General features: G+C 53.5%; 15 protein-coding genes. 3 read left to right on the top strand and 12 right to left on the bottom strand.

The window, feature by feature from the left end; all coding sequences use genetic code 11:
* Nucleotides 1-4: 4 nt before the first annotated feature.
* From wcaD to HV477_RS10760, 7 genes are all read right to left on the bottom strand, one after another.
* On the bottom strand, nucleotides 5-1,219 hold the full coding sequence (wcaD, locus tag HV477_RS10790; protein WP_000091392.1) for a colanic acid polymerase WcaD: 1,215 nt from the start codon (nucleotides 1,217-1,219) through the stop codon (nucleotides 5-7).
* Nucleotides 1,194-2,411, bottom strand: coding sequence for a colanic acid biosynthesis glycosyltransferase WcaC (gene wcaC / locus HV477_RS10785; protein ID WP_023206603.1), 1,218 nt, complete (start codon nucleotides 2,409-2,411; stop codon nucleotides 1,194-1,196). The genes wcaD and wcaC overlap by 26 nt, the downstream gene beginning before the upstream one ends.
* Nucleotides 2,408-2,896: a colanic acid biosynthesis acetyltransferase WcaB gene (gene wcaB, locus HV477_RS10780; RefSeq protein ID WP_000888725.1), complete on the bottom strand. Its 489-nt coding sequence runs from the start codon at nucleotides 2,894-2,896 to the stop codon at nucleotides 2,408-2,410. Before wcaB ends, wcaC begins: the two co-directional genes overlap by 4 nt.
* Nucleotides 2,897-2,898: 2 nt before the next feature.
* The gene (gene wcaA / locus HV477_RS10775) at nucleotides 2,899-3,741 is read right to left on the bottom strand and encodes a colanic acid biosynthesis glycosyltransferase WcaA (RefSeq protein ID WP_000205695.1); all 843 of its coding nucleotides are present in this window, start codon (nucleotides 3,739-3,741) and stop codon (nucleotides 2,899-2,901) included.
* A gap of 86 nt (nucleotides 3,742-3,827) precedes the next feature.
* A complete protein-coding gene (gene wzc, locus HV477_RS10770; RefSeq protein ID WP_079899068.1) occupies nucleotides 3,828-5,987 on the bottom strand; it encodes a tyrosine-protein kinase Wzc in 2,160 nt (719 codons plus the stop codon).
* Complete coding sequence (wzb, locus tag HV477_RS10765; protein WP_000482224.1) at nucleotides 5,984-6,433, bottom strand: low molecular weight protein-tyrosine-phosphatase Wzb; 450 nt, start codon at nucleotides 6,431-6,433, stop codon at nucleotides 5,984-5,986. The genes wzc and wzb overlap by 4 nt, the downstream gene beginning before the upstream one ends.
* A gap of 5 nt (nucleotides 6,434-6,438) precedes the next feature.
* A complete protein-coding gene (locus tag HV477_RS10760) occupies nucleotides 6,439-7,578 on the bottom strand; it encodes a polysaccharide export protein (protein ID WP_000978077.1) in 1,140 nt (379 codons plus the stop codon).
* A gap of 675 nt (nucleotides 7,579-8,253) precedes the next feature.
* Here HV477_RS10760 and HV477_RS10755 point away from each other — a divergent pair.
* Nucleotides 8,254-9,834, top strand: coding sequence for a TerC family protein (locus HV477_RS10755; RefSeq protein ID WP_079899067.1), 1,581 nt, complete (start codon nucleotides 8,254-8,256; stop codon nucleotides 9,832-9,834).
* 85 nt (nucleotides 9,835-9,919) lie between these two features.
* Here HV477_RS10755 and asmA read toward each other — a convergent pair whose 3' ends face one another.
* From asmA to udk, 3 genes are all read right to left on the bottom strand, one after another.
* Nucleotides 9,920-11,776 (bottom strand): outer membrane assembly protein AsmA, encoded by a 1,857-nt coding sequence (gene asmA / locus HV477_RS10750; RefSeq protein ID WP_023224533.1) that lies wholly within the window; start codon nucleotides 11,774-11,776, stop codon nucleotides 9,920-9,922.
* 38 nt (nucleotides 11,777-11,814) lie between these two features.
* Nucleotides 11,815-12,396: a dCTP deaminase gene (gene dcd / locus HV477_RS10745; RefSeq protein ID WP_001234783.1), complete on the bottom strand. Its 582-nt coding sequence runs from the start codon at nucleotides 12,394-12,396 to the stop codon at nucleotides 11,815-11,817.
* Between the two features lie 90 nt (nucleotides 12,397-12,486).
* Nucleotides 12,487-13,128 (bottom strand): uridine kinase, encoded by a 642-nt coding sequence (udk, locus tag HV477_RS10740; protein ID WP_000132082.1) that lies wholly within the window; start codon nucleotides 13,126-13,128, stop codon nucleotides 12,487-12,489.
* A 330-nt stretch (nucleotides 13,129-13,458) separates the two neighbouring features.
* Here udk and HV477_RS10735 point away from each other — a divergent pair, with 330 nt between their 5' ends.
* The gene (locus HV477_RS10735) at nucleotides 13,459-16,449 is read left to right on the top strand and encodes an MASE1 domain-containing protein (RefSeq protein WP_175064955.1); all 2,991 of its coding nucleotides are present in this window, start codon (nucleotides 13,459-13,461) and stop codon (nucleotides 16,447-16,449) included.
* On the opposite strand, the gene alkA is transcribed toward HV477_RS10735, so the two are convergent.
* Nucleotides 16,417-17,286: a DNA-3-methyladenine glycosylase 2 gene (alkA, locus tag HV477_RS10730; protein WP_079899065.1), complete on the bottom strand. Its 870-nt coding sequence runs from the start codon at nucleotides 17,284-17,286 to the stop codon at nucleotides 16,417-16,419. The two genes, HV477_RS10735 and alkA, sit on opposite strands and share 33 nt — an antisense overlap.
* Before the next feature lie 133 nt (nucleotides 17,287-17,419).
* On the opposite strand from alkA, the gene yegD reads away from it, so the two are divergent.
* Nucleotides 17,420-18,772 carry a molecular chaperone gene (yegD, locus tag HV477_RS10725; RefSeq protein ID WP_000469629.1) on the top strand — a complete coding sequence of 451 codons (1,353 nt, stop codon included), beginning with the start codon at nucleotides 17,420-17,422 and terminating at the stop codon, nucleotides 18,770-18,772.
* 98 nt (nucleotides 18,773-18,870) lie between these two features.
* Here yegD and ibsA read toward each other — a convergent pair whose 3' ends face one another.
* Nucleotides 18,871-18,930, bottom strand: coding sequence for a type I toxin-antitoxin system Ibs family toxin (ibsA, locus tag HV477_RS10720; RefSeq protein ID WP_074430376.1), 60 nt, complete (start codon nucleotides 18,928-18,930; stop codon nucleotides 18,871-18,873).
* Nucleotides 18,931-19,052 lie beyond the last annotated feature (122 nt).

The raw sequence follows: 19,052 nt of genomic DNA, 5'->3' as shown, positions 1-19,052 counted from the left end.
CCCGTTATGAAATTTTTAACGCCTTGCGCAAAATGAACGGACAGACGATTAAAAAAGCATATTCCGGGCTAAATATTGAACCGGTAAAAAACAGCGACACCGGCGTAAAAAGATAGAGCTGCACCCGAAAATTACGATTATCGCCAAACGCATTTAGCGCCATTTTTAAAACTTTCCCCATATACCACAGCGTCATTAGCACTGCGAACCAGGAAAAATAAATAATCAGCAGATACAATCCATTGTCTATGGTTTTCCCGACATCCGCACCGTTAAAGATTCCGAATGATGCAACATATTCATAAAGTGAGCCAAATCTGACTACACCATCAATATGGGTCAAGGAATATCCGACCATGACTAACGGGCCCACAATACGATAATAAGAAGATGAGCCTTCCGTCCCTAAATCGCCAAGTCGTGTCGCGATATAAGGAAATGCAATAATTACCCCAACCAAAAACAGGGTTAATGAGACCAGCGCCAGTGGAAGTTTTTTCTTTATCGCATCCTTATTCAAATATTGGAACGCCCACTCCAGAAGGTAAAACAGGATAAAGGTCATTACCCCTGAAAATGATCCTGATAATATTATCCCTGCCAGAATCATAGCATCGCTTTTCGGTGTTTTGATACCAAACTGTTTGATGCTCAGCCAAATTGAGATTAGTGCCAAAGCGAAAAATGCCGGTTCAAAATAAAGCGCAGTGGTACGCTTACCGCCAAATTTTATGAAGTTCAGTACGTAGCTATTACTGTAAATGAGATATTTCGAAATTCCTTCCATAATACTGCTGCCGCCGGTAAGGATAATTTGCGCCATCTCAACCGCGGCGAGCGCGACCACTATACCCACCACCAGATAAAAAAAACGCAAAATCTTTCGGTGGTTATGCGCGGAAATGGTTTTGAATCGGATACTCCAGACCATCCCGATAATGACCACAATATAGACAAACAGCATCGTGGATGTGACATATTTACCGGCATTCAGCGACTGGCCGAACAGGAAGTTAAATGCCGTAAGCCCCGCGCCGATGCCTAAGGCGATCATCAATTTTTTTACGCTAATGCGTTCCACAAATAACAGCAGCAACAGCGGTAAAAAAGTGACGATGGTAATGGGAAAGCTTTCCCCCAGTTGGGCAATCTTGACATTGACCAGTAGGTAGATCAGCGGCAGCAGCAGATAGCTACAGATTCTGATAGAACGAGACATACTCCTCCAGCATCTGTTGACCGCTGTACGCGACGCGGCTACGCATACGAAAGGCGTCCAGCGTTGTGCCAAATACCGCCTGAGCAATCTCTGGCTTACGCCGCTGCGCCAGGCGCAGTACATCTGTAGCGGCAAAAGTCTGGCCGCCGGATTTCGCCAGCACCTCCTGCGCCGCCTCGCTGTGGGTGGCGATCACCGGTACGCCGATCGAGAGCGCTTCACACAAGATCAGCGGATAGTTATCGACCCGCGAGCTAAAGACCAGCGCATCCATCTCATTGAGTGCGCTCATTAATTTGCGCTTATCGGTTTCAAAACCGTGATTAACAACGTTTTGGCCGGTAAAAGGCGAAAATTTACCGAAGGTGTGCAGTTCAATTTTTTCGCCCAGCGCCATCATGTCGTGTACCAGACGCTGGTCAGTTTTGCCGTCGTAACGCAAGTCATGCGCCACAATGGCGATCCGCGGTTTGCCCGGATTCAGCGGCACAGGTGATAGTTGCGCGAGAATCGCCTCGGTCGCCAGATCGATACCGTTGTTAATCACCCGGCAGAGTCCCGCGCCATAAACGCTGTTAAAGGCCTCGGCCACATGCTGGCTCGGTGAAATAAACCGGCAGCCCAGCCGCAGCATATCCCGAAAGCGCTGACGTTTGCCGTCAATAAGCTGGTGCGCCCGATCCACCCTGACCGGCGGATAATTGCTTAGGGTCGGACATTTTTGGCAGCCGCTTTTCCAGCCCTCGCAACCGTCGGTGAAGGCGCAACGCCCGGTAACGCTCCAGTGATCGTGCAGCGTCCAGACCAGCGTGACGTCTGGTTTTTGCGCTTTGACTTTTTCGCAAAACGTCACGATATCCGCCAGGTTTAGCCAGTAACTGTGGAGAACATGAAAATGCAGCACCAGCGGGCCGGATGTCTGGATAACCGTGCGGTAAAGATTGTCGAGATTGCCAAACAGATCGCGATTCAGGAAACGAAATAGCGCGATATTGGCGATTGCCGTGCCGCGCGGCGTCTGTTTTATCACCTGCGGATAACGGTGATGGCTGACGCTTTTTTTTCCGCCTTTGCCATAACCATAGACAAAACGTGACGTCAGCCCTTTTTGCAGCGCCCGCAGATGGAGATCCAACGCCACTCCCGCCGCGCCGCCTTCCGCCAGCCGTACATTAAATTGCAGAATATTCATGTGCTGACCTTCACCCGTGCTTTTTCTCCCACCACCAGCGCATGGTCCGGAATACTGTCAAGCACCACGCTACCCGCGCCAATCGTGACGTGATTACCGATAGTAATATCGCCAAGCAGGATGACATTCGCCCCCAGCTCAACGCCGTTACCAATCACCGGACAAGCCAGGCTGTCCGCGCCGCGATTGCCAATGGTGACGCCGTGGCGAATGGTAAAATCGTCGCCGGCGACGACATGTTTGTTGATCACTACCGCGTAACCATGATGGATAGTGAACCGCCGACCAATGGTCGCGGCGGCCTGGATTTCATACCCGAACAGGCATTCCGTGATCACGCGATACAGCACCAGCACCGGCGCGGCCCACAGATTATTCAGCACATTCTTTTTGCGCCAGACGGAACAAAAATGAGCGATACGGTAGGCCAGCACCATGCAACAGGGGCGTAAGCTCCAGCTATTCGCGCGTAAGTCTTCCAACATCGTTATCGCCCCCGCAGCCCGGCCGCCAGGCGTTTGCTGTTACGCACGGAGAGCAACGTCAGCAACGTGCGCCAGGTCATTCGCTTATTGCGAATTTGGTACAGGGTAAAAAGCTGGTATTTTTTGCTGGCGCGATCGAATTTATCTTTGTGCTTACGATAAAAATGGAAATAGCCGGAGAACTTTTTCGGCGAAGAGGTAATCTGCATCTCGCCGTGGTTGATATGTAAAATTTGCGTCGCCTCTTCGACTTTCCACGGTTCGCCATACTCCACCACCATGCGCAGAAAAATGTCGTAGTCCTGCGCCGCCTTGAGTTCGGTATCGAACAAACACGCTTTAAAACGCCAGGCCCAGGTAAAAACCTGATTGCCAATAATATTGCGCTTGTAGAACAAGCGGCGCGAATAAGGGGATTTCGGATACAGCGGCAGGCTGGCAGGCTGAGAGTAGACCTCGCCCTCGCACACATAGTCGTTGGCATACAAAAAGGCGTGCGTAGTCAACTGGTGTTTATGGGCCAGAAACACGCTCAGACGGTTGGGCGTCCATTCATCGTCATCATCAATACCAGTAATGTAGTGCCCTTGCGCCTGCATAATGGCCTGGTTGCGTACCGCGCAGGCGCCGGTATTCCTGGCGTTATGGGTATAACGGACGCGCGGATCGTTCAGCTCCTCAACAAATTGTTGTAACTGCTGATAAGACGAGGAGCAATCATCCACGATGATCATCTCCCAGTGACGGTAGTCCTGACGTAGTACTGATTTAATCGCCCGGATAGCCAACTGCTGCCTGTTCCAGGTTGGCATATAAATTGAGATCAGCGGATTGTCTGTTGTCATGCTTATTCCCCAGATAGTTTTGCCGCATGGCGCTACGCTTGTCCGGCCTACAGTCACAGGCCGCGCCATCCGGCACGCCTTATTTTTTATTTGGAATCTGACTGGTATTCATACTCGTAATAGCCATAATCCTGGTAGCCCGTCGCTCGGCGGAAAATGGAGTTGAGAATGACGCCTTTGACCTGAATGCCATTCTGGTCAAAACGGCTCAGACTGGTTTCCACCTCTTTTAAAGTGTTGACGGCATAACGCGCCACCATCAGCGTCGTCCCGACGTGACGACCCACAATCGCGGCGTCCGTCACGGCCAGAATCGGCGGCGTGTCGATTAATACCAGGTCGTAGCGGCTGCTTGCCCAGGCGATCAGCTCGCCGAAGCGCTCGCTCATCAGCAGTTCCGATGGATTAGGCGGTACCTGACCGCGCGGAATAAGATCAAAATTAGCGATCGCCGTGGGTTTCGCGCAGGAGGCTATCTCGCCTTTGCCCGCCAGAATGTCAGATAAGCCGTCCACGTTATTGGTGCCGAGCAGTTCATGGGTGTAGCCCTTGCGCATATCGCAGTCGATCAGTAATACCCGTTTATGCGTCTGGCTGATGACGGCCGCCAGGTTGGCGCAAACAAAGGTTTTGCCGATAGAGGGGCTGACGCCTGTGAGCATGAGTACATTATTTTGCGCCTGCATCATGGCGAAATGCAGGCTGGTGCGCAGGCTGCGAATCGCCTCAATCGCCAGATCGGTCGGATTGCCCACCGCCAGCAGTTGGCTCTGCTTATAACGCTTAATCCCTTTAATGGTTTTGACGCTATCGCGCGCTTTTTGCCATTCCGACAGCGGAATACTGGCATAGACGCTGATCCCGTGCTCCTCCAGCGCCTGCGGGCTTTCGATACCGCGATTAAACAGCGAGCGCAGCAGCACACCGACAATCGATAACATTAATCCCAGAATAATGCTGCCGAGAATAATCAACGCCTTTTTCGGCTTCAGCACGCCCGGCTGGGTAATCGCCGGGTCAACGATGCGCACGTCGCCAACGGTGCTGGCTTCGGTGATTTTCAGCTCCTGCTGTTTATTAAGCAGTTGCATATAAACCTGCTGGCCGGACTCCACATCACGGGTCAAACGCACAATCTCCTGCTGGGTTTTCGGCATTGCCGTCACCCGCCCGTTCAGTTTGGCTTTTTCATCTTCCAGCGCTTTACGTTTTTCCAGCAGGGTGCGGTAAGCCGGATGCGCTTTGGTAAAGAGCTTGGAAATTTCCGCTTCTTTAAACGTCAACTCATTCAACTGGGCGTCGATATTAACCATCGAATCGAGCACCGCCTTCGCCTCCAGCGGTAAATCCACCGAGTCTTTATCCTGGCGGAAAGCGTTTAGCTTGTTTTCCGCCACATCCAGACGGCTGCGGACTTCCGGCAGTTGTTTTGCCAGAAACGCCAGGCTCTTCCCCGCCTCTTCAGATTTCCGCGCAATATCCTGTTGCAGATAGTTACGGGTAATACTGTTGAGAATGTCGCGGATCTGGTCGCGATCCTCTCCCGTGAACGTCAGGCTCAGAACGCCGGTATCTTTGCCGGTTTCCGTTACGGTGAGGTTATTTTGCAGGTTATTAATCATGCCAAGCGTTGAGAATTTACTCACCGTAAATTCTGTATCAGGACGGGCGTCAATCGCCTCTACCTGCATCGTCACGCCGTCTTTATTGAGTGGCTGGCCCACAACGCCCTGAGCGCTAAATCCGCCGTCGCTAACCAACTGATAACGTTTGTCGCCCAGCACTTTGAGGGTGAAGATCTGTCCGCTCATCGTCTCTGGTCGGGTGAATGTCGTGACTTTCACCATTTCATTGTGACGCCCCATCAGCCGCTCCCACCCGGCGCCGAACAGCGGAAAGGTGTTTTTGGTGACGGCAATATCCAGATCCAGATCGTCAACGGTCTTCCCAAGCACCAGGCGCGATCGAATGAGCTGAATTTCCGCATCGGAAGCCGGCGGCTTATTCGCTAATGCGCTGTTGATATCCTGTACCAGCGAATTACCGGCGTTTTGTTCAATCTGCACCAGCGCATCGGCGCTATAGATGGGCGTGGCGAAGAACGTATAAATTACCGCGCACAGCGCAAATATGGCCGTCGTCCCCAACACCCACCAACGCGCTTCAATCACCGTTCCGACCAGGCGCCCGATATCGATTTCATCGCTACCCGTAACCGCCGCAGATTGTTTTGCTTTTTCTGTCATGGTTTTCCCTGCTCTGCATTCAGTGCCTGCGCCCACTGGCGGGCAGACCTTTCCAGTAATGTGTACACCGCCTCAAACGCATCGCGGCTTTTGCGATACGGGTCCGGTATTTCACGCTCGCTGTCCCAGTGACCAAACAGCATTACCTTGCCGCGCATTTCCGGCGCAATGTCGCACAGGGCGGCGATGTGACGTTTCTCCATCGTCAGAATCAGGTCATATTCCCGGCACAGACGCGCGGAAATTTGCCTTGCGCAGTGATTTTCCAAAGACAGATCGTGGGCGCTCGCCACGCTCGCCGCCGCAGGATCGGCGCCTTTGCCGACCAGCGCGCCTAACCCGGCGGACGCTACCGTCAGCGAAGGATGAAAGCGTTTTAGCAAACGTTCCGCCGTCGGGGAACGGCAAACATTCCCCACACAGACCACTAAGATTTTGTTAAACATAACGATTACCAGGAATGAATGTCGCTGGCCGTATCCGTCATATAACGGACACCGCTAATGGTTGGCAGCAACTGATTGATCAGACGGTTCCAGCGAGCAACCGGCGCGGTCGTGACGTACACCACATCGTAAGGCTGAAGTCGGAATTCCGTCGCCATCACCAATGACGTGGCGTCAGACATATCAAGCTGGTAGATATTGGCGATCTTGCCGCCGCGTCCCCCCTCGCCTTTCAACGGACGAATCACAAAAATGCCGCTGGCGTTGGAGGTGGTCAGATCGATGCCTTCCGCATTGCCTAATGCTTCGGTGAGCGTCATGCCGCTGAAATCCATTTTGAGGGTGCTCTGTTTTTTCACTTCGCCCATGACAAAGACTTTCAGATCGTCATTGCGCGGCACATACAGAATGTCGCCAGGGTAGAGCAAGCGGTTCTGGCTAAGATCGCCATTTTGCATCAGCGCCTGTAGCGAAATGCGCTGTTCTTTGCCGTTGTGCGTCAACACGACATTGCGCCAGTCCGCCATATCGGTCAGGCCGCCCGCAGCGTTAATCGCATCCAGGACGGTTAGCGGTACGTTAGTAATGGCCTGCTGACCGGATTTATTCACCTGGCCGGAGATGTACGCTTTTTGCGAGCGGAAAGCGGCGATATTGACATCCACCTGCGGGTCCGCAATGTACTTCGCTAAACGCCCGGTAATATCGCTGCGAATCTCTGACAAAGTTTTACCGACGACGCTAACCTTGCCAATGTAGGGATAAAACATGGTGCCGTCCGGCTGAACCCAGTTGCCGGTATCGCTTGAGCTGCGGTACTGGCCTGCTGGCGTGGTCAATTCCGGGTGATCCCAGACGGTGACATTCAGCACATCGCCAGGCCCGACGCGATACTGATAGCTGGCGATCTCCTGGTCCAGCGACATATTCGGTTGCGCGACATTGGGCCGCGGGCGTAATTGCTCAACCAACCGTGGCGTCAGCGGATACACATTGACCATCCGGTCGAGATCAAAGTCAGCGTCTTGCTGTTTGATCACATCTTTCCCCATCGTAGACATATTGCTGCCCGGAAGTACTGTGCAACCACTTATCAAGCTGAGCGACGCCAATAATGGCATCAATTTCATTTTGGATTTCATCATTGATTATTTATCACTTTGGCAGAGTCATTATCCTGTGCAATTTAAATAGCGGCTTCGTCCGTGCACATTTACCTTGCAGTTAATAGCAGAGAAAATTAACTGGCATCATTCTGAAAAAAAAATCAATTCATCCGCAGGCTATTGACAGAATAATAAAGGCTTATATTCAGGCTTTCAGGCACGCTACCGCCCCTGGCTTCTTAGCTACCAATACACTGATTATTCTAAATTTTCGCATTCCCCTCCGATTTCATCCTCGTTCAGATAAAAATCTTCAGCGAAATAAAGGTTACGTATTAATAGTTTTCTCGATGTCGTGACAGGATATTTAAGCGCGCTATCTTAATCCTGCAAGAATTGTTGCAGCTAACCTAATGACAGGCAAGGTAACAAACCCGCCATTCTATATTTTTAAGATTAATATTAAATGAATTAACAGATGATTTTAGGATTTTATTGATGTTGACAATATTTATTTACTCCACTCCACCTGCGATATTTCCTAAATATATTCTTGACATTATTTAGTTTCTGACAGAAACATTACGGCTATTTTAAAGTTATTTTATAGCCGAGTAACAAAGATAAATTGCTCTGCGGCATTGCATTTTTCCGCCGTATTATCCATGATCGAATTGTGACAATTGTCATATTACAGAAGGTATTGCTCTTACTATGGAATGGATTGCCGATCCGTCAATCTGGGCCGGATTGGTAACGTTAATCGTTATCGAACTTGTTCTCGGCATTGATAACCTGGTCTTTATTGCCATCCTCGCTGAAAAACTACCGCCGGGGCAGCGCGACCGCGCGCGCATTACCGGCCTGATACTGGCGATGATCATGCGCCTGCTGCTGCTGGCGTCAATCTCGTGGCTGGTCACCTTGACTAAGCCGCTCTTTAGCGTACAGGCGTTAAGCTTCAGCGCCCGCGATCTGATTATGCTGTTCGGCGGCTTCTTCCTGCTCTTTAAAGCCACCATGGAGCTCAACGAACGGCTGGAAGGGAAAGATAGCGCCAACCCTACCCAGCGTAAGGGGGCGAAATTCTGGGCGGTGGTCGCGCAAATCGTGGTGCTGGACGCTATCTTTTCTCTCGACTCCGTGATTACCGCCGTGGGGATGGTCGATCACCTGGCGGTCATGATGGCGGCAGTGATAATCGCCATTAGCCTGATGCTGCTCGCCAGCAAGTCACTGACCCGATTTGTGAACAACCATCCCACCATTGTCATTTTGTGTCTTAGCTTCCTGCTAATGATCGGCTTTAGCCTGGTGGCGGAAGGGTTTGGTTTCCACATTCCGAAAGGGTATCTGTACGCGGCTATCGGCTTCTCGGTGATGATCGAGGCGCTCAACCAACTGGCTATTTTTAACCGCCGCCGTTTTCTTTCCGCTAACCATACGCTGCGCCAGCGCACAACGGAGGCCGTGATGCGGCTGATTAGCGGTAAAAAAGAGGATGCCGAACTGGATGCGGAAACCGCCGCGATGCTGGCAGACCATGACGACAGCCAGATTTTTAATCCGCAGGAGCGCAGGATGATTGAGCGGGTGCTGAATCTCAACCAGCGCACCGTAAGTAGTATCATGACGTCGCGTCACGATATCGAGCATATCGATCTCAACGCGCCGGAAGCGGAAATCCGCGCTCTGCTGGAAAAGAACCAGCATACGCGTCTGGTCGTGACGAGTGAAAATGAACAGGAAGATTTACTCGGCGTCGTCCACGTCATCGATCTGTTGCAACAATCGCTGCGCGGCGAACCGCTCAACCTGCGGGCGCTGATTCGCCAACCGCTGGTTTTCCCGGAAACATTGCCGCTGCTGCCTGCGCTGGAGCAGTTCCGTAACGCCAGAACCCATTTTGCCTTTGTCGTAGATGAGTTTGGCTCGGTTGAAGGCATTGTGACATTAAGCGATGTCATGGAGACTATCGCCGGTAATCTGCCGAATGAAGTCGAGGAAATTGACGCCCGCCACGATATTCAGAAGAACCCGGACGGTTCCTGGACAGCAAACGGCCATATGCCGCTGGAGGATTTGGTGCAGTACGTGCCGCTACCGCTGGATGAAAAACGGGAATACCATACGATTGCCGGATTATTGATGGAATATTTGCAGCGCATACCGCAAACCGGTGAAGAGGTTCAGGTGGGCGATTATTTGCTGAAAACATTGCAGGTAGAAAGCCATCGAGTGCAGAAAGTGCAGTTAATTCCGCTGCATAACGGCGAGCCAGACCAAGAGATGTAACATCTGTTCGCCTGCCCCGGCCTGCTTACCAGGCAGGCCGGAGGCGCGTTAGCCTCGCCATCCGGCTCTGCCCTTTGGCCAAAAGCTACAGCTTATTCAGCAGTTTCTTCACATCTTTACCGTTGCGGGTATCTTTATTGCGATCCGCCCAGTCATTGAGCCGACGCTTTGCCTCATCCTGTAAATGCTTACGCAATAACTGATCCACTTGCAGGGTATAGTTCAGCTCCTGCCACTTGCCATAGACGCGCAGCGGCACCGGCGTCTCTTTCAGGAAGGTGATCAGGTTGCTATCGCCGTTCCAGCCGCCCAGCACACGCAGATTAAATTGCGTATCACAGCTCTGCTTAACCAGGTCCAGCGTTCCGCTGCCGGTTAACGCCAGCATAGAAGATTGCCCGACCATGTCGTCGAGCGTCAGCGTGCCCTTATTTAGCGTCAGATCGGTCGTGAAGCGATCCAGTCGGGTCGCGTTGTCCATATTTTCCTGCGACTGCTGCGCGTCGCCGCCGCTTCGCTCTACGGCCTGCTGCACCAGTTGCTGGAAATTCATTCCTTCAAGGCGCGTATTGCTCATGTCAACATGCGCTTTTCCTTTCCAGCTATGGCGAAATGCCTCTGCGTCAATATCCGCCCCGGAGAAATCGCCAACCAGCGACATCTTACCGGTCAGGCTAATCGGATAATTGAAGGCTTTCAGGATAGTCCCAATCTCAACATGGTTGAGGCGAGGGTGGAATTCGATGCGCGGACTGGCGGTGCGGGCGTCCAGCGTGCCGGGCAGCGACATCTCTCCGTCGGCCAGTTTCCCCTGCAACTCGGTGATATCCAGCAATCCGGCCTGATTAGACATCTTCGTCGAAACCTGGGTAAAGTCCATTCCCCGCCAGCGAACTGAATCCGCCTGTAAAGCAATCTCCGCCGTAAAGCTTTGCAGCCCCTGATAAGGCGGCGCACCAACACGCGACGCGATAACTGGCCTGGTCAGGGGGAGCGTATTTTGCCCCTGCGACACCGCGCCGCCCGTCTGTGCCACGGCGCTATGATGCGGCAACAGGTTGTCCAGATTAAGCTTGCTGGACCGGAGGTCAATTTGCCATTCCGGCTGCTCCGCCAGCGTTACCTGAACATGCCCGGTCAGAGAACTGTCATTCGCCGTTAAATTTAAGTGGTTAAATGAAAGACGTTTTTGCGCTTCCTGCCACTGCGCCTGCAGTTGTCCCTGCCCCTCAATCCCCTGCGCCGGTAGATCCGCGCCCTGCAATTGCCAGCGCAGTTGCTCAATACCCGCGGTTAAATTATGCGGATAATCGGAAGCATCCACCGTTCCGCTGAACGATAAAGCAAGATCCCGCTGATCGCGGTTCACGCGTCCCGAAAAATCAAACGTGCCGCGATGCTCGGCATCTTGTTCCATATTCAGACGAATATCGCGCACCGTGACCTGATCATCATTTTCATGCTGGAAAACCAGCACACTATCGGCAACGCGCAGGCTACGAATATCAAACGACCAGCCGCGATCTTCCGCTACGTCCGGCAAGGTATTATCTTTCGGCGCGACCGGCGCATCATCACTGCGTACCGCTTCCGTTTGCGGCGTCAATTGAATCACCCCGCCTTTCAGCATCACCTGCTTAACATGAAGCTGATGACTCAACAGCGGCCATAAAGCGACATCCAGGCGCATATTGTCAGCCCGCACCAGCGGTTCGCTGGCGCCTCGCGCCGTTAGCGTCATTCGCCCGGAAAGGATGCTGAGTTGCGGCCATACGTGCCAACGCAGCGGCCCGTCCAGTTGCAACTGATATTCACTACGCGCGGCAACCTGCTGCACCATATAGGCGCGGAAATCATTCGGATTGACCAACAATACCAACGCAGAGAATCCGGCCACCAGCACGACCAGGAGAATCATCAGCGTCGTCAGAAATCGTCTCATGCTACCCTCAATGGACCGGCAGTATTGCGCCGAATGGCTCAGTCTTTATCAATCCGGCTGGCAACAGCGCCCTGCTGATCGCGATATTTGGCATCCTGACGGCGGTTATAAGGCCGCGCCGCCGGGCCGGACAGCGGCTCAAAGCTCAGCGCGCCGATGAGCATACCCGGACGCAACGCCAGCGGCAGCTTCCCGGAATTGTAAAACTCAAGCACAATGCAGCCCGACCAGCCGGGATCGATACGGTGCGCCGTCACATGCACCATCAATCCCAGACGCGCCAGCGAGGAACGACCATCCAGCCAGCCCACTAAATCCGGCGGCAGGGTAACGGATTCAAAGGTGACAGCCAGCGCCAACTCGCCCGGATGCAGATAAAATGCCTCGCCGTCCGGCAAAACGATTTCATCGCTCATCACGCGATCCAGCGCCGCGCTGACCTCATCTTTCGGCCCGCTCAGATCGATAAACGCCGCCGTATGGCCACGGAAGGTTCGAAATTTATTGCCAAGACGTACATCGACCGTCGCGCCATTAATGCGCTCTACGGGAGGTCGCGGGGTGATAGACAAACGGCCTTCATCCAGCCAGGCTTCAATATCTCGGTCGCATAAACGCATGGCACTTTCTCCTTTCGCGCATCAAGCCCTTAAATCAAGCACATCAAGGGCTAACCAGGTTATCACTGAACGGTACACAATTCGCCAGATTTATTCAAAGAACTGGCTGATTTTCGCTTTCAGAATATCAATAGCGATGCGGTTTTTACCGCCGCGCGGCACGATAATATCCGCATATTGTTTGGAAGGCTCAATAAATTGCAGGAACATCGGACGCACCGTTTTCTGATATTGCGCCATCACCGAATCCATTGAGCGACCACGCTCGTTCACATCGCGTTTGATACGGCGCATCAAACAGATATCCAGCGGCGTATCGACAAAAATAGAGAAGTTCATCTCTTCACGCAAACGCGCGTCGGTCAGTAACAGAATACCTTCAAGAATAATCACTTTCTTCGGTTCTACGCGAACCGTTTCCTGCATACGGGTATGCTCAACATAACTGTATACCGGTAATTCAATCGCCGAACCGCGCTTGAGCGCCTGAAGATGCTGAAATAGCAGGCTGTGATCCATCGCATTCGGATGGTCATAGTTAGTTTTTACGCGTTCTTCCATCGACAGATGGCTTTGATCTTTGTAATAACTGTCTTCGGGAATAACGCCAATATGTTCGTCACCCACTTGTTCACGCAATTCGCGGTAAAGGGTACTGGCAATAAGACTCTTGCCGGAAGCCGATGCGCCAGCGATACCGATAATGACGCACTGATGAGACTGATCAGTCATAAATTTAGCGACCTGATTAACCTGGATGTAAGGAAGGGGGGCGCCGAAACGCCAAACGCGGCAATTATAGGGATTTCAGCAGCGCGATACCAGTCCGGCGCTATGCCACGGTGAATTTGTTGGCGGCGCATTCGACGTCGCGACGTAAAAGCGTTCAGTTTTAACGCGGGCAGCGGTTTTATCGACCCGTCTGGAGGAGGAATACGCCGGGAGCCAGAATTTATATTCAGCCAGCGTATAAATCATTACGCGTTTATACTAGCATAATCACAGAGTAAACTGACGCGTCCGGTATTCCGCGACGTTACCGGCGATTCGGATAGAGTGGTAATGAGTAAACCATCCCAACATGTTTTCGTTACCGTCCCCCACCCGCTATTGCGTCTGGTCAGTTTAGGCCTGGTCGCGTTTGTCTTTACGCTCTTTTCGCTCGTATTATCGCGTGTCGGCACCCAACTCGCGCCGCTGTGGTTCCCCACCTCCATTATGATGGTCGCGTTTTACCGCCATGCGGGCCGTCTGTGGCCAGGGATCGCGGTCGCCTGCTCGCTCGGCAGCATCGGAGCCTCACTGACTTTATTTCCTGCCGCCTCGCTTAACTTTAGCTGGACGGCAATAAATATTATCGAGGCGGCCACTGGCGCGATACTGCTGCGAAAACTGCTCCCCAGCTACAATCCCTTACAAAATTTGAATGACTGGTTTCGTCTGGCTATCGGCAGCGCCGTGATTCCGCCGCTACTCGGCGGCCTGTTATTTTGGCTGATAGCGCCGGAAGCGGTCGCCTCGAAAGCGTTTCTGATTTGGGTATTATCGGAAGCCATCGGCGCGCTGACGCTGGTGCCGTTAGGTTTACTGTTTAAACCACACTATCTATTGCGTCATCGCGACCCGCATCTGTTGCTGGAAACGCTATTGACGCTGGTCATTACGCTGGCGCTAAGCTGGCTCGCTATGCGCTATATTCCGTGGCCGTTTACGTGCGTTATCGTCCTGTTGATGTGGAGTGCGGTGCGCCTGCCGCGAATGGAGGCGTTTTTAATTTTTTTAGCTACCGTTATCGTGGTCTCGCTCATGCTGGCCAATGACCCCACGCTGCTCGCCACGCCGAAAACCGACGTGATGGTCAATATGCCGTGGCTGCCTTTTTTAATGATCCTGCTGCCTGCCAATATGATGACGATGGTGATGTACGCGTTTCGCACGGAGCGTAAACATATCACCGAGAGCGAATCCCGCTTTCGCAACGCGATGGAGTATTCCGCCATTGGTATGGCGCTGGTCGGTACGGAGGGTCAGTGGCTACAGGTCAATAAATCTCTGAGCCATTTTCTTGGCTATAGCCAGGATGAATTACGCACGATGACATTTCAGCAATTGACCTGGCCGGAAGACCTGAATAACGACCTTGAACAGCTAAACATGCTGGTGCGCGGCGACATCAACAGCTATTCCATGGAAAAACGCTACTACACCCGCAACGGCGATGTCGTCTGGGCGCTGCTGGCCGTCTCACTGGTTCGTCATAAAGACAATAAACCTCTCTATTTTATTGCTCAGATTGAAGACATTAACGATCTCAAGCAAAGCGAGCAGGAAAACCAGCGGTTGATGGAGCGTATTACACAGGCGAACGAGGCGCTGTTTCAGGAAAAAGAACGGTTGCACATCACGCTTGACTCTATCGGAGAAGCGGTGGTGTGTATTGATGTCGCGATGAATATCACCTTTATGAACCCGATCGCCGAGAAGATGAGCGGCTGGCGGCAAGAGGATGCTTTAGGCGCGCCATTATTAACGGTTCTGCGCATTACGTCAGGTAATAAGGGGCCGCTGCTGGAGGATATTTATCGCGCCGACAGGTCGCGATCGGACATGGAACAGGAGATAGTGCTCCATCGTCATAACGGCGGCAGCTACGATATTCATTACAGTATCACGCCGCTCAGTACGCTTGACGGCGATAAGATTGGTTCGGTTCTGGTTATCCAGGACGTTACCGAATCACGAAAAATGTTACGTCAGCTCAGCTACAGCGCAACGCATGACGCCCTCACCCAACTTGCCAACCGCGCCAGTTTTGAAAAACAGCTGCAACAGCGCCTGCAAACAATACAGGAATCGCCTCAACATCATGCGCTGGTGTTTATCGATCTGGACCGTTTTAAAGCGGTTAACGACAGCGCGGGACATGCCGCCGGCGATGCCTTATTGCGCGAACTCGCGTCACTGATGCTCGGTATGCTTCGATCCGGCGATCTTCTGGCCCGTCTGGGTGGCGATGAGTTTGGCCTGTTGCTGCCGGATTGTAATAGTGACAGCGCACGCTTTATCGTGACGCGGCTTATCAACGCCGTTAATGAGTATCACTTTATGTGGGAAGGACGCCTGCATCGGATCGGCGCCAGCGCCGGGATCACAATGATAAATGAACATAACTGCCAGCTCACAGAGGTCGTGTCTCAGGCCGATATTGCCTGCTACGCCGCGAAAAATAGCGGTCGAGGCCGTCTGACCGTGTACGAACCGCAGCACGCATTAACCTCCTCAAAGGGAATGATGCCGCTGGAAGAACAGTGGCATATGATTAAAAATAACCACCTGCTGATGCTTGCCAGAAACGTCGCGCCGCCGCGTACGCCGGAGGCCACCAGCTTTTGGCTGGTCTCACTCAGGCTGTGGACCAGCGAAGGGGAAGTGATGGAAGAGCGCGCGTTCCAGGCAGGGTTAGCCGACTCCGCGCTGCATCACGCGCTTGACCGACGGGTATTCCATGAGTTTTTCCACCATGCGGCGACCGCCGTCGCCAGCAAGGGATTAAGCGTTGCGCTGCCGCTGTCCGCCGCGGGATTATACAGCGCGACCCTTATTGATGAGCTGCTGGAACAACTGGAGCATAGTCCACTGCCGCCACGGTTATTACACCTGATTATCCCGGCTGACGTTATCGTTAAGCAGGCGCAGACCGCCGCTGCGACTCTGCGAAAACTGCGGCAACGCGGCTGCCAGGTGATTCTCAGCCATGTCGGGCGCGATTTACAGCTGTTTAATTTACTGCCCCTGCATATCGTCGATTATTTACTGCTGGATAGCGACCTTATCGCCAACGTTCATGAAAGTTTAATGGATGAAATGCTGACCTCGATCATCCAGGGACACGCCCAGCATCTGGACATCAAAACGCTCGCCGGGCCGGTACAAAACCCACAGGTGCTGGATACGCTCTCCCGTATTGGCGTGGATCTAATTTATGGCGACACTATCGCCGAAGCGCAACCGCTGGATTTGTTACTGAATACCAGCTATTTCGCTATCCATTGACGGTTGCCAGCCGTGGGTATACCAGATATGCAGTAGCGCGTAGGAACGCCACGGTTTCCAGCGCTCCGCGTAGCGACGGATCTGCGCGGGCGTCATCCCGGCGAAGCGCTGCTTAATTAAGTAATCATCGGGTAAAAAGATATCTTTTGCCTGCCAACCGCGCAGGGCGAAATAGTTCGCCGTCCAGCGGCCAATTCCCGGAAACGTTTGTAAATTTTTAACGCTCTGCTCAATATCCGGCGGCGCGGCGAGCGCCAGTTTTCCCGCCAGCGTCACCTGCGCCAGATGAATCAGCGCTTCGGCGCGCCGCAGAGGCATCCCCAGAGCTTTAAGCGCCAGCGGATCGGCCAACGCCAGCGTTTCCGGACCGGGAAAACAGACATAATCGGGCGCATCCGGCAACGCCTCGCCATAGCGGCGCGCCACTTTCGCCGTCAATCTGGCCGCCATCGCGACACTCACCAGTTGCCCCAGTATCGCCCGCACGCCTTGTTCAAACGTATCAACCGATCCCGGTAAACGCAGCCCCGGTCTGTCCTCGCCCAGTGGCCCCAGCACGGCGGCAACCTGCGCGGGCTGGCAGTCAAGATCAAACAGACGCGAAACCTTCGCCAGACACGCCGGCGCGACGGGAAGTAATCCGGCGCTCACGCTAACCTGCACAGTGTGGGTGGGCAGATGGGGCCTCACGCTGACCAGTCCGCGATGCTCGCCCACCACCAGGCTGCGCGCATAAAAGCCCTCGCCTACTGTTTCCACGCCGTCCACCGCACGCGCGGCAAGAAAGCCCAACATCCACGACCAGTCGTAAGGCGGCTGCCAGCTCAGGGTAAACATACTTTTCTCCTTTATTTGACCTTTCAGCATAAACGCTAATCGCACGTAACGCCTTGCTTTCATATTCCAGTTGTCGCCGCGACGACATTTCGCTAAAGTCACGCCCCTTCTTCACTGGCATGGGGATTTTAAGGTGTTTATCGGATTTGATTACGGTACGGCAAACTGCTCGGTCGCCATTATGCGCGACGGGCATCCACAGTTGCTGACAATGGAGAATAACAGCGCATTACTGCCGTCTATGCTGTGCGCGCCGACGCGCGAAGCGGTGAGCGAGTGGCTGTATCGCCATCATGATGTGCCGGCAACGGACGAAGAAACCCAGGCGCTGCTACGCCGCGCGATACGCTACAACCGCGAGGAAGATATTGAGGTTGGCGCGCAAAGCGTACAGTTTGGTCTGGCGTCGCTGGCGCACTATATTGACGATCCCCAGGAGGTCTGGTTTGTCAAATCGCCAAAATCCTTTTTAGGCGCCAGCGGCCTGAAACCGCAGCAGGTCGCGCTGTTTGAAGATTTGGTCTGCGCCATGATGGTACATATTCGTCATACGGCGCACAGCCAATTGCCGGAGGCCATTACCCAGGCGGTGATCGGTCGCCCGATCAACTTTCAGGGACTCGGCGGCGATGACGCGAACCGCCAGGCGCAGGGTATTCTGGAGCGGGCGGCAAAACGCGCCGGTTTTCAGGAGGTGGTATTCCAGTATGAACCGGTTGCGGCGGGCCTGGACTACGAAGCTACGCTGCGGGAAGAGAAGCGTGTGCTGGTCGTGGATATTGGCGGCGGCACCACCGACTGCTCCATGCTGCTGATGGGGCCGCAGTGGCGTCAGCGCGCCGATCGTGAAAACAGCCTGTTGGGGCACAGCGGTTGCCGCGTGGGTGGAAACGATCTGGATATCGCGCTGGCCTTTAAAAATCTGATGCCTTTGCTGGGCATGGGCGGCGAAACCGAAAAAGGCATCGCCCTGCCGGTGCTGCCGTGGTGGAACGCCGTGGCGATTAACGACGTCCCGGCGCAAAGCGATTTTTACAGTAGCGCGAATGGTCGTCTGTTGAACGATTTGGTTCGCAACGCGCGTGAAGCAGACAAGGTCGCGTTGCTGCTCAAGGTCTGGCGTCAGCGGCTTAGCTACCGCCTGGTACGCTGCGCGGAAGAGAGCAAAATCGCCCTTTCCGGCCAGGCGGATGTTACGGCGAGGCTGCCATTTATCAGCGACGACCTGGCGGTCGCTATCAGCCAGCAAGGACTGGAAGCGGCGCTGGATCAACCGCTGACGCGCATTCTGGAACAGGTGCAACTGGCGCTGGACAGCGCGCAGGAAAAACCGGATGTCATCTATCTGACCGGCGGCAGCGCCCGTTCGCCATTGATTAAAAAAGCGCTTTCCGAACAGTTACCGGGCATACCCGTCGCTGGCGGCGATGATTTCGGCTCCGTCACCGCAGGACTGGCGCGCTGGGCGGAGGTCGTTTTCCGCTAAGCGCCTCGCAAGCCCAGCGCTGATGGATTGACATTATTTTTGATGTGGCTTAACGTCAGGAGTGAGGGTAAGGGAGGATTCCTCCTCCCCCTGGTGTCTTAGTAAGCCTGGAAGCTAATCACTAAGAGTATCACCAGTATGATGACTAACTTCATCATAACCCTTTCCTTATTTTGGCCCCTTCCTCGGGAGGGGCTTTCCCGTTTCAGCGTCCTGCTGAAATCGGTGGCTTACCTTCATTGCCGTGCCGCCACTTTACCGCACTCCGGCGCGTTAACGA

It is taken from the genome of Salmonella sp. SG203 (assembly GCF_013350575.1).
Lineage (GTDB): Bacteria > Pseudomonadota > Gammaproteobacteria > Enterobacterales > Enterobacteriaceae > Salmonella > Salmonella enterica.
This window is presented reverse-complemented; position numbering and strand designations above follow the sequence as displayed.